Origin of the sequence: Kitasatospora sp. NPDC002965 (assembly GCF_040611255.1) — a bacterium.
Taxonomy (GTDB): Bacteria; Actinomycetota; Actinomycetes; order Streptomycetales; family Streptomycetaceae; genus Kitasatospora.
Map to the genome: position 1 here is coordinate 10,861 of NZ_JBEXNT010000142.1, position 13,530 is coordinate 24,390.

The window sequence follows — 13,530 nt, forward strand, 5'->3', positions numbered from 1 at the left end:
AAATCTCTTAGTTGTTTTTTTATTTGTTTTCCTTCGGGTTCATCCCCGCAGGCGGGGGCCGCCCCCCCCCCCCCCGGGGCCCCCCCCGACGGTCGTTCAGTTCCCCGGCGCGGCGTGGCCGATCGTCCGGCCGATCTCCAGCGCGACGTACTGCGCGGCCGCCATCGCCTCCTCCGGGGTGGGCTCCCCGACGGTGACCTCACCGGCCGCCGTCCGCTCCTCGGGCCGCTTGTCCTGGTGGAGCAGGAAGAGCGCCGAGTTGATGGTGAACAGCGACATCATCGCGCGCAGCCGGTCCGCGAAGCTCGCCCCCGGACCGTGCACCAGCCGGACCAGCGCGATCATCCGCTCCCTGAACTCCCGACCGGCCGGCAGGTCGCGCAGCGCGGGCTGGTTCTCCTGGAAGAAGCGGAGCAGCGGCGCCCGCTCGGACATCCCGGCCGCGAACCGGCGGATGAGCTCGTCCCGCACCTCCGGCGACCACTCCTGCTCGCGACCCCAGGCGATGAGCTCGTCGATCGGCACGGCCGTGGTGGCCACGATGCCGTGGACGATGTCCTCCTTGGTCTTGAAGTGGTAGTAGAGGGCGGCCTTGGTGACACCGAGCCGGTCGGCGATCTCCCGCAGCGAGGTGCGTTCGTAGCCGTGCTCGGAGAAGAGCTCCAGGGCGACCGCGACGATGCGGGCCCGGGTGTCGCTACGGGGGCTGTGCGTCGTGCCCATGGCCTGCCTCTGACTGCGTCGATGTCCGGTGCTGACGACCTGCGGCGGCCGCGGCGTTGCCGACGGGCGCCGCGTTCGGCGCCCCGTTCCGGACTCATTCTCCCTGCCCGGGCAGTTCACGGAAAAACTGGCTTGACGACCGGCTAGTACACAACCTACCGTGCCGTCGATCCGTAAACTAGCCGGGCGTCAAGTAAGTAGACGCCGAGGAGCCGGGCCGGTCGTCCGACGCGCCGGGCTCCCGTCAGCCACGCCCCGCCCCACCCAGTCCGGGAGACCGCACCCCCATGTCACAACCCAAGGCCGACACCCCGTCACCGGAACAGAAACCGGCCGAGGACGAACAGCCCCGTTCCCCCCGCGAGATCCGCCTGGTCATGATCGGCCTGGTGGTCACCATGCTGCTCGCCATGCTCGACGGCCTGATCGTCGGAACCGCGATGCCGACCATCGTCGGTGAGCTCGGCGGCGCCGAGCACCTCTCGTGGGTGGTCACCTCGTACACCCTGGCCACCGCCGCCTCCACCCCGATCTGGGGCAAGCTCGGCGACCTCTACGGCCGCAAGGGCACCTTCCTCATCTCGATCGTGATCTTCCTGGCGGGCTCGGCCCTCTCCGGCCTCTCCCAGGACATGACCGAGCTGATCGGATTCCGCGCGCTCCAGGGCCTCGGCGCCGGCGGTCTGATGGTCGGCGTGATGTCGATCATGGGCGCGCTCGTCCCGCCCCGTGACCGGGGCAAGTACCAGGGCATGTTCGCCGCGGTGATGGCCCTCGCCACCATCGGCGGTCCGCTGGTCGGCGGCTTCATCACGGACCACCTGAACTGGCGCTGGACCTTCTACATCAACCTGCCGCTCGGCGCGGTCGCCCTCGCCGTCGTCGTGGTGACGCTGAAGCTGCCGAAGGTCCGCAGCAAGGCCAGGATCGACTACCTCGGTGCGCTGCTGCTCACCACCGGCATCACCGCACTGACCCTGATCACCACCTGGGGCGGCCAGGAGTACACCTGGGGCTCGAAGGAGATCCTCGGCCTGGCCGCGCTGGCGGCGGCCACGCTGATCGGCTTCTGCTACGTCGAGCAGCGGGTCGAGGAGCCGATGCTGCCGCTCTCGCTGTTCAAGAACCTGAACTTCACGCTGGTCTCGGTGATCGGCTTCGTGGTCGGCTTCGTGATGTTCGGCGCGACGGTCTTCCTGCCGCTCTACCAGCAGACCGTCCAGGGAGCCTCGGCCACCAACTCCGGCCTGCTGCTGATGCCGATGATGTTCGGCATGCTGGTGGTCTCGCTGGTCGTCGGCCAGGCCGTCACCAAGACCGGCAAGTACCGGATCTACCCGATCATCGGCACGATCGTGATGACCGTCGGCATGGTGCTGCTCTCCACCCTCTCCACCGACACCTCGAACTTCGCCTCCGCCTGCTGGATGGTCGTGCTCGGGGCCGGTATGGGCTTCCTGATGCAGATCACCATGCTGGTCGCGCAGAACAGTGTCGAGCTCAAGGACATGGGTGTGGCCAGCTCCACCGCCACGCTGTTCCGCACCATCGGCGGCTCGTTCGGTGTGGCGCTGTTCGGCGCGCTGTTCAACAGCCGGGTCACCGAGACCATGACGGAGCGACTCGGTTCGGCGGCCGGTGCCGGCGGCTCGCAGGGCGACCCGTCGCAGCTCAGCCCGGCCGCGCTCCGGGCCCTGCCCGAGCCGGTGCAGGACGCCTACCACCACGCGGTGGCCAACGGCATGCACACCGTCTTCCTTTGGGGGGCGGGTGTCGCCGTGATCGCGGTCGCCGCCGCGGTCTTCATGCGCGAGGTGCCGCTGCGCGGCGCCGGCGGACCGCCGGCCGAGGACGCCGCGGCCGCCAAGGGGTCCGACGCCGCGGCCGTCGCGATCTGACGCCCGGCCGCCGGAGGCCCCCGTTCCACGGAGCGGGGGCCTCCGGCCTGTCCGGGCCGGGCCGGGCCGGCGCCACGGGGCTTCGGGGCTTCGGGGCTTCGGGGCTTCGGGTTTTAGGGGCCCCGGGGGCCCAGGGGCCACGGGTCGGCGGGGTTGCCGGCGTGAGCCGCCGGGCCGGAGCCGCCCGCCGGGACCTCCGGTCGGCTCGGGCTACCGGGGAAGCCGGTAGACGCCCTGCTCGACCGGCTCGACCAGGCCGTCGGCGACCAGCCCGTCCAGGGCGCGGGCCCGCTGCACCGCGTCCGGCCAGACGGCGTCCAGCAGGGCCTGCGGCACCGTGTCGTGGGCGTCCCGCAGCACCGCGAGCAGCTTGCCGCGCACCTGCCGATCGGTCCCCTCGTACGTCTGGCCCCGCCGGGCCGGGCCCTCGTAGGGCGGGCGGCCCGCCCGTTGCCAGGCGCAGACGGTGAACAGCGGGCAGTCGCCGCACTCCGGGCCGCGGGCCGTGCAGACCAGGGCGCCCAGCTCCATCACGCCGACCGCCCAGGTCGCGGCCGTCGCGGCGGCGTCGGGCAGCAGCGCCGTGGCGGTCCGCCGTTCGGCCGCCGTGGTGGCCTGCGCCGGGTACTCCACGCCGGTCACCGCCCGGGCGAACACCCGGCGGACGTTGGTGTCCAGCACCACGTGCCGCTGGCGGAAGGCGAACGAGGCCACCGCCGCCGCCGTGTACTCGCCGACCCCGGGCAGCGACAGGAGGGTCGCGTGGTCGTCCGGGACCTCACCGCCGTGCTCCGTGGTGATCGCCACCGCGGCCGCGTGCAGGCGCAGCGCGCGGCGCGGGTAGCCCAGCCGGCCCCAGAGCCGGACGGCCTCGCCCGGCGCCTCGGCGGCCAGGTCCGCCGGGGTCGGCCAGCGTTCCATCCAGGTCTCCCAGACGGGCAGCACGCGCTTCACCGGGGTCTGCTGGAGCATGAACTCGCTGACCATCACGGCCCAGGGCGAGGCGTCCGGGGTCCGCCAGGGGAGGTCCCGGGCGTTGGCCTCGTACCAGTCGAGGACGGTCGTGTGCAGCACGGGGAGCGGCAGTGCGAGCTTCGGCCCCCCGGCGGCGGACGCGGGGGCGGGGACGGCGGGGGTGACGGTGTTGGCAGCCATGGCCCCTCGATCCTCCCACGCCCGCGACGGCAACCGAAGTGGATCACGGGATTCCGGATCGGGCCGCAAAACCCCCCATTCAGCCTCCCCCGAACGGCGCAAATGGCGGATCATGTGAAGGAAGGGGTGAGTGTGCGGTGTTGGTGCGTCAGGGGGCACACACTGTCTCGTAGAGTTTGGGCGTGCCCTCTCTGCGTCAACCCGTAGGACCGCTGCCGGCCTCGATCTACTGGCGTCGGCGCATCGTCGTGCTCATCGCCGTCGTCGCGGTCGCCGCCCTCGTCATCTGGCTGATGTCCGATCAGGGCGGCGGTGACGACGGCTCGAAGGACAAGACCGCGCAGGCCGCGCCGACCCAGTCCCAGAGCCCCGCCCAGGCGATCACGCCGGGCGCCTCGCCCAGCGGACCGGCGAACAACTCGCGCCCCGGCAGCGGAAGCGGCGGCACCGCCTCGGGTGGTGCGACCGGCGGCGGCGCGGTGGGCGGCGGAGGCGGCGGCGACGCCAGCCTCAGCACCGGCGGCACGACCGGCGGCGCGCCCAACCCCGCACCCGCCACCGGCGGTACGGCGACGGGCGGCGGCGCGGCCGGAGGAACCGGCGGCAGCGGCGGGACCGGCGGAGCCGCGGGCGGTACCGGCGGCGGCAACGGCGGCCCTCCCCCGGTGAACACCCCCGAGGTCATGGCGCTGCCGGTCTGCGCCTCCTCGCAGGTGACGCTCGGCCTGTCCAGCGCCCAGAACGCCTACCAGCCCAAGGACAAGCCGCGGCTGGCGCTCACCGTCACCAACTCCTCGGGCACCAACTGCCGGGTGGACCTCGGCCGGACCGCCTCGGCGATCACCGTCACCGCCAGCAACGGCGAGCGCATCTGGTCCTCCGGCGACTGCCCCGCCGACCGCAACAGCAACTGGGTGCAGCTCCCGGCCAACAACGGCCTGACCGAGACCTTCACCTGGGACCGCGGCCGCAGCAAGCCGCAGTGCGCCACCGCCGACCCGGCCCCCGCGCCGGCCGGCAACTACCTGGTCGTCGCCGACCTCACCGGCCTCTCCGGCGGCCAGGCCTCGGCCCGTTCCTCGATCCGCCTGGAGAACTGACCGGCGGTCACCCGCCCGGCGGACGACACGCAGGAGCCCCCGGCCGCGGACGGTCGGGGGCTCCTGCGTGTCCGGACCGGACCGGTCAGACGTAGCGCTCCAGGATGGACGATTCGGCGAGCCGGGAGAGGCCCTCGCGGACCGAGCGGGCCCTGGTCTCGCCGACGCCCTCGACCGTCTGCAGATCGTCGATGCTGGCGGCCAGCAGCTTCTGCAGCCCGCCGAAGTGCTCCACCAGCCGCTCTATCACCGTGTTGGGCAGGCGCGGGATCTTGGCCAGCAGCCGGTAGCCGCGCGGCGAGACCGCCGAGTCCAGCGACTCCGGCGTGCCCGAGTAGCCGAGCGCCTTGGCGACCGTCTGCAGGTCCAGCAGCTCGGCGTGGGTCAGCGCCTCCAGGTCGGCCAGCACCTCGGTGACCGTCCGGCCCTTCTTGGCCGCACGCTCCGGGAAGTAGTCCCGGGCGACCAGCTCGCGCTCCGGCTCCACGCCCGCGATCAGCTCGTCAAGCTGGAGCGAGAGCAGGCGGCCGTCGATGCCGAGCTCCAGCACGTAGCCCGCGATCTCGGTGGCGATCAGCCGGACCATCTCCAGCCGCTGGGCCACGGCGGTGACGTCCCGGACCGTCACCAGGTCCTCGATCTCCAGCGCGGAGAGCGTGCCGGCCACCTCGTCCAGGCGCAGCTTGTAGCGTTCCAGGGTGGCCAGCGCCTGGTTGGCGCGGGAGAGGACGGTGGTCGAGTCCTCCAGGACCCGCCGGGTGCCGTTGACGTACATGGCGATCAGCCGCATCGAGTGCGAGACGGCGACCACCGGGAAACCGGTCTGCCGGTTGACCCGCTCCGCGGTGCGGTGCCTGGTCCCGGTCTCGTCGGTCGGGATGGTGGAGTCCGGCATCAGGTGGACACCGGCCCGGACGATCTTGGTGATGTCCTTGTCGAGCACCACGGCACCGTCGAGCTTGCACAGCTCGCGCAGGCGCGTCGCGGTGAACTCGACGTCCAGCACGAAGCCGCCCGTACAGATCGGCTCGACGGTCTTGTCGAAACCGAGCACGATCAGACCGCCGGTGTTGGCCCGCAGCACCCGCTCCAGGCCGTCACGCAGCGCCGTTCCGGGAGCGATGGCGGTGAGGGAGGCCCGTAGCAGGGCCTCCTCGCGGGAGGACTTGTCCGCCCGGTCGCTGGCTGCCACGTGACTCCTCCGGTCGCCCCGTACCGCGCGCCTCGCGCGGTGCGCCGGCCCTGCGGTCTGTTGCTCTGTCGCTTAGTACTGCCTTATCACCAATGAGACAAGGGGAAGTCTAACTGCGTGCGGCAACGACAGGGCTTGGGTCAGTGCAGTTCGTCGGAGTCGAGCGGTTCCCACCCCTCCATGACCTCCTCCGGATAGGCCGCCACCCGGGCCGCGCGCGGGGCCGGCGGGGCCGACGGAGCCTCACCCTTCGGCTTGGTGGCGGCCCGGCGGCGGCCCGGGATCGCCTGCAGCGCCTCGCCGATGTCCGCCACCTCGACCACCTTCATGCCCGGCGGGACCTTGCCCGGGTCCGACGGGACCAGCGCGTGGGTGAAGCCCAGCCGGTGCGCCTCGGCCAGCCTCCGCTGCACGCCCGTCACCCGCCGGACCTCACCGGCCAGGCCGACCTCGCCGATCGCCACCAGGTTGCTGGGGAGCGGGGTGTCGGAGGAGGAGCTGGCCACGGCGAGCGCGATCGCGAGGTCCGCCGAGGGCTCCGAGAGCTTCACCCCGCCGACGGTGGCGGTGTAGATGTCCTGCTTGCCGAGCTTCACCCCGCCGTGACGCTCCACCACGGCCAGGATCATCGCGATCCGGGGCGACTCCAGACCGGAGGTCGTCCGGCGCGGCGAGGGGATCTGCGAATCCACCATCAGCGCCTGCACCTCGGCGACCAGCGGGCGCTTGCCCTCCAGCGTGACGGTCAGGCAGGTGCCCGGGACTGGCTTGTCGCGCCTGGTCAGGAAGAGACCGGACGGATCGGCCAGACCCTCGATGCCCTCGTCGTGCAGCTCGAAGCAGCCGACCTCGTCGGTCGCGCCGTACCGGTTCTTGATCCCGCGGATGATCCGGAGCCGGGCGTGCCGGTCCCCCTCGAAGCTCAGCACCACGTCCACCAGGTGCTCCAGCAGGCGGGGGCCGGCGATCTGGCCGTCCTTGGTGACGTGGCCGACCAGCAGGGTGGCCATCCCGCGGTCCTTGGAGGCCCGGATCAGCGCGCCCGCCACCTCACGGACCTGGGCCGGCCCGCCGGGGGCCCCGTCCAGCTCGGCCGAGGCGATGGTCTGCACCGAGTCCAGGATCAGCAGGCCCGGGTTGACCGCCTCGATGTGCCCGAGGACGGCCCCGAGGTCGGACTCCGCGGCCAGGTAGAGGTGCTCGGAGAGTGCGTTGATCCGGTCGGCGCGGAGCCTGACCTGGCCGGCCGACTCCTCGCCGGTGACGTAGAGCGTGCGGTGCTGCGCGGAGGCCGCCTTGGCGGCGACGTCCAGCAGCAGGGTGGACTTGCCGACACCGGGCTCGCCGGCCAGCAGCACCACGGCGCCGGGGACCAGACCGCCCCCGAGCACCCGGTCCAGCTCGGACACGCCGGTGGAGCGGGCCGTCGCCACCTGGCCGTCCACCTGGGCGATGGGACGGGCGGGCGAGCTGACCGGCCCTGCGGCCGTCGTCCGGACCGGCACCGCGCCGTACTCCTCGACCGTGCCCCAGGCGTTGCACTCCGGGCAGCGGCCCACCCACTTGGGCAGCTGGTTGCCGCACTCGGTGCAGCGGTACGCCGGGCGCGGCTTGGCGGTGGTCTTGGTACGGGCAGCCATGCGGTCACCGTAGCGCCTGGGTCCGACAACGCGGGGCGGCAGCGGCGGCGATGACGACCGGGGCGACGGGGCCCGGGTGGGGCTCGGACGGGGTCCGGGCGGGGCAGCCGGTCCACGAACGGGCGATGTTGTTACCCGAAAGAAGTACAACCGGGCGAAACGGCGCGGGCCGACCGGGTGGCGTCTCTACCGTCGGACGGGTGACAACGAGTACGGAACGACCGCGCGACCCCGTCCTCGCGGCGTACGACCGCCAGGTGGACGGACTCTTCACCTACTGCCTCTCGGTGCTGTGCGAGCACCGGGCGGCCGGCGCCGCCCTGCGCGAGGTGCGCGAGCTGGCGGTGCGGCACGGCGCGCGGCTCGCCGAGCCCGGCCTGGTGCGGGCCTGGCTGTACTCGCTGGCGCGGTACTGCTGCCTGCGGCGGCTGGCGGACGGGCCGGGCGTGCCCGGGCCCTACGACGCCCCGGCGGTCGAGGGGTCTGCGGGCGGGGCTGCGGCGGGCGGGGCTGCGGCGGGCGGAGGGTCCGGCGTCGGGGGTTCGGCCACCGCGGACGAGGAGGCCGGGCGGCGCCGGCGCGAGTTGGCCTCGCTGGCCTGGCCCGAGGCCGCCGGCACCGACCCCGAGCAGCGCGAGGCCCTGGAGCTGTCGGTGCGCCACCGGCTGAGCCCCATCGAGGTGGCGGCCGTGCTGGGTCTGCCGTTCGACACCGTCCGGACGCTGCTGGACTCCGCCCGGGCCGAGGTCGACCGGACCAGGGCGGCCCTGCTGGTGCTCGGCGTCGGCAGCTGCCCCGAACTCGACCGGCTCGGCGGGGCGGGGGCGGAGAGCTGGCGGGACTGGGTGCTCGGCCCGGCGCTCCGCCGGGAACTGGTGCAGCACGTGGTGGCCTGTCCGACCTGCCGGGGGACGGCGGAGCGGGTCGCGGGCGAGGTGCCGGAGGGGGCCGCCGGACTGTCCGGGCTCCCGGTGCTGGCCGCGCCCGTGGCGACGGGCGCCCCGGCGGGGTCCGTGGTCTTCCTGCCGCAGCCGGCCAGGCGTCCGGCCGGCCGCCGGGCGGGGGGTCCGGTGCCGGTGACCGAACCGGGCCTCCGGTTCGACCAGGGCGGGTTCCCGCGCCACCGCGCACCGGACACCGGCCGGGGGCCGACGGTGCGCCGTCGGGTGGTGACCACGGGGGTACTGGCCGCCGTGCTGGCGGCACCGGTGGTCGCGCTCTGGGCCGGGCACCGCGGCGGCGACGGGCCCGGGGCCGCGGCGTCGGTCTCGTCGGTCCGGGTCGAGGAGGACGCACGGGCGGGCAGCCGCCGGCCGGGCGGTCCGTCGGCGGGGCCCGGGCAGCCGGGCGGACCGGCGGGCGTGCCGGAGGCGGCCGGTGCGGCGGGCGCCGCGGTGGCCGGGATGGAGCTGGCGGGTGCCGGACCGCTGAGTGCAGAAACGTTGCTCCCGGGGATCCAGGGCCCCCTGATTCCGGTACCGGGCCACGGGGCGACCCCGCTCGGCAGCCCGACGCTGGTCGCCGCGCCGGCCCCCGCCGTCGGGCCGGCCACGATCGCCGGGCCCACCCCGGACGCCGGGTCCGCCGCGCAGGCCCCGCCCCCGACCGGCGGCCTGCTCACGGTCGACGCGGGCGAGTACGGCAACCGCACGGTGCTCACCCTCACCAACTCCGGCACCACCGAGATCCGCTGGCACGCCGACGTCGACGTCGCCTGGCTCCGGCTCAGCCGCGACTCCGGCACGCTCGCGCCGGGGCAGCGGATCACCGTGATCGTCTCCGTCGACGACGGCCTCGCCCCGAGCACCCGCTGGACCGCCCGGATCGCGCTACCGCCCTCGCAGGCCGTCGTCACCCTGGAGGGCGGGCCGCAGCACCGCGGCGGTGCCACCCCGGTGCCGGCCGGGCCGGGCGGCACCGACCCGGCGGCCGGCCCGGGCACGGACCCGGTCCCCACCGGCGGGCCTTCGCCGTCCGGCACGCCCTCCGGTGCACCCTCCGGCACGCCCTCGAACGGGCCGGGCAGCCCGGCACCCTCGGCGACCGGCCCCGCCACGGGCACACCGTCGGCCACCCCGACCGGGCCGGCCGGGGCGACACCGACGGGCGAGGCCTCGCCGAGTGCTCCGCCGACCGCTTCCCCGTCCGCCTCGTCCGCACCGGGTGCACCGTCCGAGCCGGCGACCTCGGCGGGCACGGCGGGCACGGCGGGCACGGCGGGCACGGCGGGCACGGCGTCCGGAAGCCCCTCGCCGCACTGAACCTGAGGGGGCGGGAGCGGGCCGGGACCGGCGACGGGGGCCGGGGGCCGGTAGGGCGGGGCGGGGCAGCGGCGGTGGCCCGTCAGGAGGTGAGGCCCGTGAGGGCGTCACCGACGTACGTGGCACCGAGGACGACCAGCAGCACCGTCATGATCGCCGCGTTGTGCGCGGCCATCCACGCCTTCCACTCCCCCAGGATCCTGGCCGCCCGGTCCCCGCCGAACAGGTACACCCCCAGTGGCACCAGCGTGCAGAGCGAGCCGATCAGCACCATCAGCGCGGCGGCGCACGCCTTGCCGGCGCCCGAGGCGGTGGCGGTCGCGATCGAGACCGCGCCACCGACGGCCAGCACCAGGTTCTTCGGGTTGAGCGCCACCAGCGCCGCGGCGAGCCCGGCCGCCTTCCCAGGGGTGAACCGGTCCACCGCCTCCATCCAGGCCGGTGGCCCGTGCACGTGGCCCTCGCGCGGCCGGGCCCGCCACTGCCTGAACCCCAGCAGGAGGAACAGCGTCCCGAGGGCCAGCTTGAGCCACCAGGCCCAGGACGGCCGGTCCGAGCCGGCGGACAGCCCCGACCCCGCCGACACGACCACGGTGACCACCGCCGCCAGCGCCACCACCCAGCCGGCCGCGAACGCCGTCCCGTTGCTCCGGCCCCTGGGGGTGGCCAGCATCAGGATCACCGCGATGAGCGGCATCGGACTGATCGCGATGCCCACGGCGGAGGCCAGCATCCCGCCGACGGCGTCACCCATCCCCGACTCCCCTCGCGCCCGGAACCGCTACCGGCGGCGGATCGGCGGCAGCCGGTAGGTGCCGTCCAGTGCCGCCGGCTGCGGCTGGTAGATGCGGATCGTCGGCCGGAAGCCGCCCTCGGGCGTGGGCAGCCAGTTCGCCGCCTCGGCCGGGTCCGCGGGCCGGTCGTGCCGGAGGTGGAGCGTCAGCGAGCCGTCCGGTCCGTACACCAGGCCGGGGGTGCGGTCGCCGATCGAGTAGCGGTCGGCCGGGTTGTCGACCAGGTAGTACTCGGGGACCCCGTACATGGTGACGGACCAGAAGGCGTCGGCGGGCGGCGGCCGGTCGAACCGCAGCGTGTAGTGGTGGGCGCCGGTGAGCGGGCGGCCGTCGGCGTCGTCGTACGTCATCGCGTACAGCGCCTCGTAGGCGTGGTTGCCCCAGAGGCCGGCACGGGCGGCGGCGGCCCGGCTGAGGTAGGCGGCGCGGCGGTCGGGGATGCGCCACTCGGGGTCGTCGAGGGTGCCCGGGCCGAGGAAGTCGACGTTGTAGTCGAACAGGTGCAGCGCCGCCCGCCACTCGCCGGCCGGGTGGTCCTCGGGCGGGCGGGTCGCGTCCTCCACCCGCTCCCGGCCGGCGGCCAGCCCCTTCGCCAGGGCGAGCGTCCAGTCGGGGGCCGCGGCCCGGTACGGCGAGGTGCCCGTGTCGAGCAGGCCGAGCGGCGCGAACCGCTGTTCGTACGTCCGGTCGGTCTCCGCGGGCGGGAAGGCCGCCATCCAGACCCGGAGCCGCTCGAAGAAGGCGAGCCGCTCGGGCACCTCCGGGTCGGGTGCGGGCAGCCCGGCGGAGAGGCCGCCCGGCTCCAGCGGTTCGAGGGTCAGCCCGTCCTGGAGGGCCCGGACCCGGGGGAGGTCGTCCGGGCCGGTGCAGGCGAACCTGCCGACGATCGTGGCCACGGTGGTCGGCGAGACGATCACCCGGTCCGGATCGGTCGGGGTGCCGTGCCAGTCGGGCGGGACGACCAGCCAGGTCTGGGCCCCGGTGCCGGTGGCGCGGCGGCCCAGGTAGGCGAAGTTGTCGGTCCACGCGTCGACGAACTGCAGGACGTGGTACGCCCCGGCGGTGTCCGGCAGCCGCAGGATCTGCGGGCCCTCGGAGAGGTCGAGCTGGGCGACCGAGTAGACGGTGTCGTTGTTGACCGAGACGAATTCGTCGTCCGGGCCGGCCAGCCGGGTGGCGTGACCGAAGTGGTTGTACGGGGTCGCCGGGAGGACGCCCGTGCCGCCCTGGACGAACCGCTCGACCATCGTGAGGCCGGCGACCATCGGGTAGCCGTAGACGTAGGCGTCGGCGGCCAGGGCCTCCAGCTCGGGCTCGGTCATGGCGGCGTCTCCTCGGGGCCTGGGCCCGGCGAACCGATTCGGGCATTTCGGTACAGGTGGGATGCTATGCGGCCCCCGGACGATCAGCATCCCGGCTGCTTCCGGCGCGGGCGGGCTCCGCCCAGCGCGAACGACGGCATACCGAGGACCCTCCCCGGGACAGGCTTGCCGGTATGAAGATCCTCCTGCTCGGCGGCTCGTCCTTCCTGGGGCGGGCGTTCGCCTCCGAAGCCCTCGCACGCGGCCACGCGGTCACCACGTTCAACCGGGGCCGCTCCGGCGGCGACCTGCCCGGCGTCGAGGTCGTCCGCGGCGACCGCGACTCGGCCGACGACCTGGCGCGGCTGGTCGAGGACCGGCGCTGGGACACCGTGGTCGACACCTCGGCCCAGCAGCCCGCCCAGGCCGCGCTCTCCGCCCGGTTGCTGCGCGGACGCGCCGGCCACTACGTCCTGGTCTCCTCCGTCCACGCCTTCGCGGACTGGCCGGCCCAAGTGATCGACGAGTCCTCGGCCCTCCACCCCTGCCCGGCCGACACTCCGCCCGGCCAGGAGTTCAGCACCGCGCTCAAGGCCGGCTGCGAGCGCGCGGTGCTGGAACAGTTCGGGGCCGAGCACACCACGATCCTCAACAGCGGACTGCTGATCGGCCCGCACGAGCGCGGCGGCCGGCTCCCGTGGTGGCTGGAGCGGATGGCCCGGGGCGGCCGGGTGCTGGCACCGGGGGACCCGGAGCGGACGGTGCAGTTGATCGACGTCCGGGACTTCGCGGTGTTCGGGCTCGACCTGGTGACGGCGGGCACGGCGGGCCGCTACGTCACCACGGCGCCGCCCGGCCGGCTGACCTACCGGGAATTCCTGACGGGCTGCATCGCGGCGGTGGGGGCGGGCGGCGACGGCGACAGGGCCGGGGCCGAGTTGGTCTGGGTCGAGGACGCGCCGCTGCTGGCCGAGGGGCCGGACAGCGTCCAGCCGTGGAGCGAACTCCCCCTCTGGGCGCCCGGTCTGCCCACCATGGCCGGCGTCTGGCTCGCCGACACCACCCGGGCGGAGGCCGCCGGGCTGCGCTGCCGCCCGTTCGCCGAGACCGCGCGGGACACCTGGACCTGGCTGCAGGAACGCGGGCCGGCCGGCGACACCGAGGCCGACGGACGCAAGCGCGGCCGGATCGTGCACGGCATCGAGCCCGCGAAGGAGCAGCGGCTGCTGGCCGCGCGGCCCTGAGCGGGACCGCCGAGCAGAGCCACTGCCGCACAGGACCGCTGGGCAGGGCCTGCCGAGCGGAGCTGCGACCCCGGACGGAACGGCGACGCACGGCCCCGGAACGGGCCCGCAGCGGAGCGGCAGCCGACCGGCGGGCGCGGCCGTGCGCCGATCCAGAGCAGCTGGGTGCCGCTGGGCCGCAGGGTCTCGCTGATCGAGGGGATGGCCAGCGAGAGGACGGTC

At 74.5% G+C, this 13,530-nt stretch carries 10 protein-coding genes; 4 read left to right on the plus strand and 6 right to left on the minus strand.

What is annotated here, in order from left to right; all coding sequences use genetic code 11:
• Positions 1-96: 96 nt before the first annotated feature.
• On the minus strand, positions 97-723 hold the full coding sequence (locus ABZY91_RS35370) for a helix-turn-helix domain-containing protein (protein WP_355407506.1): 627 nt from the start codon (positions 721-723) through the stop codon (positions 97-99).
• 287 nt (positions 724-1,010) lie between these two features.
• Between ABZY91_RS35370 and ABZY91_RS35375 the strand changes: the two genes are divergently transcribed.
• Positions 1,011-2,621 carry an MDR family MFS transporter gene (locus ABZY91_RS35375; protein ID WP_355407508.1) on the plus strand — a complete coding sequence of 537 codons (1,611 nt, stop codon included), beginning with the start codon at positions 1,011-1,013 and terminating at the stop codon, positions 2,619-2,621.
• A gap of 210 nt (positions 2,622-2,831) precedes the next feature.
• Here the strand turns inward: ABZY91_RS35375 and ABZY91_RS35380 are convergent, their stop codons facing one another.
• Positions 2,832-3,776 carry an A/G-specific adenine glycosylase gene (locus tag ABZY91_RS35380; protein WP_355407510.1) on the minus strand — a complete coding sequence of 315 codons (945 nt, stop codon included), beginning with the start codon at positions 3,774-3,776 and terminating at the stop codon, positions 2,832-2,834.
• 182 nt (positions 3,777-3,958) lie between these two features.
• Between ABZY91_RS35380 and ABZY91_RS35385 the strand changes: the two genes are divergently transcribed.
• Positions 3,959-4,876, plus strand: a complete 918-nt coding sequence (locus tag ABZY91_RS35385; RefSeq protein WP_355407512.1) for a hypothetical protein — start codon at positions 3,959-3,961, stop codon at positions 4,874-4,876.
• Between the two features lie 85 nt (positions 4,877-4,961).
• Here ABZY91_RS35385 and disA read toward each other — a convergent pair whose 3' ends face one another.
• Positions 4,962-6,068, minus strand: a complete 1,107-nt coding sequence (disA, locus tag ABZY91_RS35390; protein ID WP_051769323.1) for a DNA integrity scanning diadenylate cyclase DisA — start codon at positions 6,066-6,068, stop codon at positions 4,962-4,964.
• Positions 6,069-6,208: 140 nt separating this feature from the next.
• Positions 6,209-7,708 (minus strand): DNA repair protein RadA, encoded by a 1,500-nt coding sequence (radA, locus tag ABZY91_RS35395; protein ID WP_355407515.1) that lies wholly within the window; start codon positions 7,706-7,708, stop codon positions 6,209-6,211.
• Between the two features lie 200 nt (positions 7,709-7,908).
• On the opposite strand from radA, the gene ABZY91_RS35400 reads away from it, so the two are divergent.
• Positions 7,909-9,969 carry a sigma-70 family RNA polymerase sigma factor gene (locus ABZY91_RS35400; RefSeq protein ID WP_355407517.1) on the plus strand — a complete coding sequence of 687 codons (2,061 nt, stop codon included), beginning with the start codon at positions 7,909-7,911 and terminating at the stop codon, positions 9,967-9,969.
• A gap of 82 nt (positions 9,970-10,051) precedes the next feature.
• Here ABZY91_RS35400 and ABZY91_RS35405 read toward each other — a convergent pair whose 3' ends face one another.
• Positions 10,052-10,723 carry a GAP family protein gene (locus ABZY91_RS35405; RefSeq protein WP_355407519.1) on the minus strand — a complete coding sequence of 224 codons (672 nt, stop codon included), beginning with the start codon at positions 10,721-10,723 and terminating at the stop codon, positions 10,052-10,054.
• 27 nt (positions 10,724-10,750) lie between these two features.
• On the minus strand, positions 10,751-12,085 hold the full coding sequence (locus tag ABZY91_RS35410) for a DUF1254 domain-containing protein (RefSeq protein WP_355407521.1): 1,335 nt from the start codon (positions 12,083-12,085) through the stop codon (positions 10,751-10,753).
• A 173-nt stretch (positions 12,086-12,258) separates the two neighbouring features.
• On the opposite strand from ABZY91_RS35410, the gene ABZY91_RS35415 reads away from it, so the two are divergent.
• Positions 12,259-13,308 (plus strand): NAD-dependent epimerase/dehydratase family protein, encoded by a 1,050-nt coding sequence (locus ABZY91_RS35415; protein WP_355407523.1) that lies wholly within the window; start codon positions 12,259-12,261, stop codon positions 13,306-13,308.
• Positions 13,309-13,530 lie beyond the last annotated feature (222 nt).

What these genes read in the sequence shown, in the direction of transcription:
- ABZY91_RS35370 (WP_355407506.1), bottom strand. Translation starts at nt 723, where the DNA reads ATGGGCACGACGCACAGCCCCCGTAGCGACACCCGGGCCCGCATCGTC.
- ABZY91_RS35375 (WP_355407508.1), top strand. Translation starts at nt 1,011, where the DNA reads ATGTCACAACCCAAGGCCGACACCCCGTCACCGGAACAGAAACCGGCC.
- ABZY91_RS35380 (WP_355407510.1), bottom strand. Translation starts at nt 3,776, where the DNA reads ATGGCTGCCAACACCGTCACCCCCGCCGTCCCCGCCCCCGCGTCCGCC.
- radA (WP_355407515.1), bottom strand. Translation starts at nt 7,708, where the DNA reads ATGGCTGCCCGTACCAAGACCACCGCCAAGCCGCGCCCGGCGTACCGC.
- ABZY91_RS35405 (WP_355407519.1), bottom strand. Translation starts at nt 10,723, where the DNA reads ATGGGTGACGCCGTCGGCGGGATGCTGGCCTCCGCCGTGGGCATCGCG.
- ABZY91_RS35410 (WP_355407521.1), bottom strand. Translation starts at nt 12,085, where the DNA reads ATGACCGAGCCCGAGCTGGAGGCCCTGGCCGCCGACGCCTACGTCTAC.
- ABZY91_RS35415 (WP_355407523.1), top strand. Translation starts at nt 12,259, where the DNA reads ATGAAGATCCTCCTGCTCGGCGGCTCGTCCTTCCTGGGGCGGGCGTTC.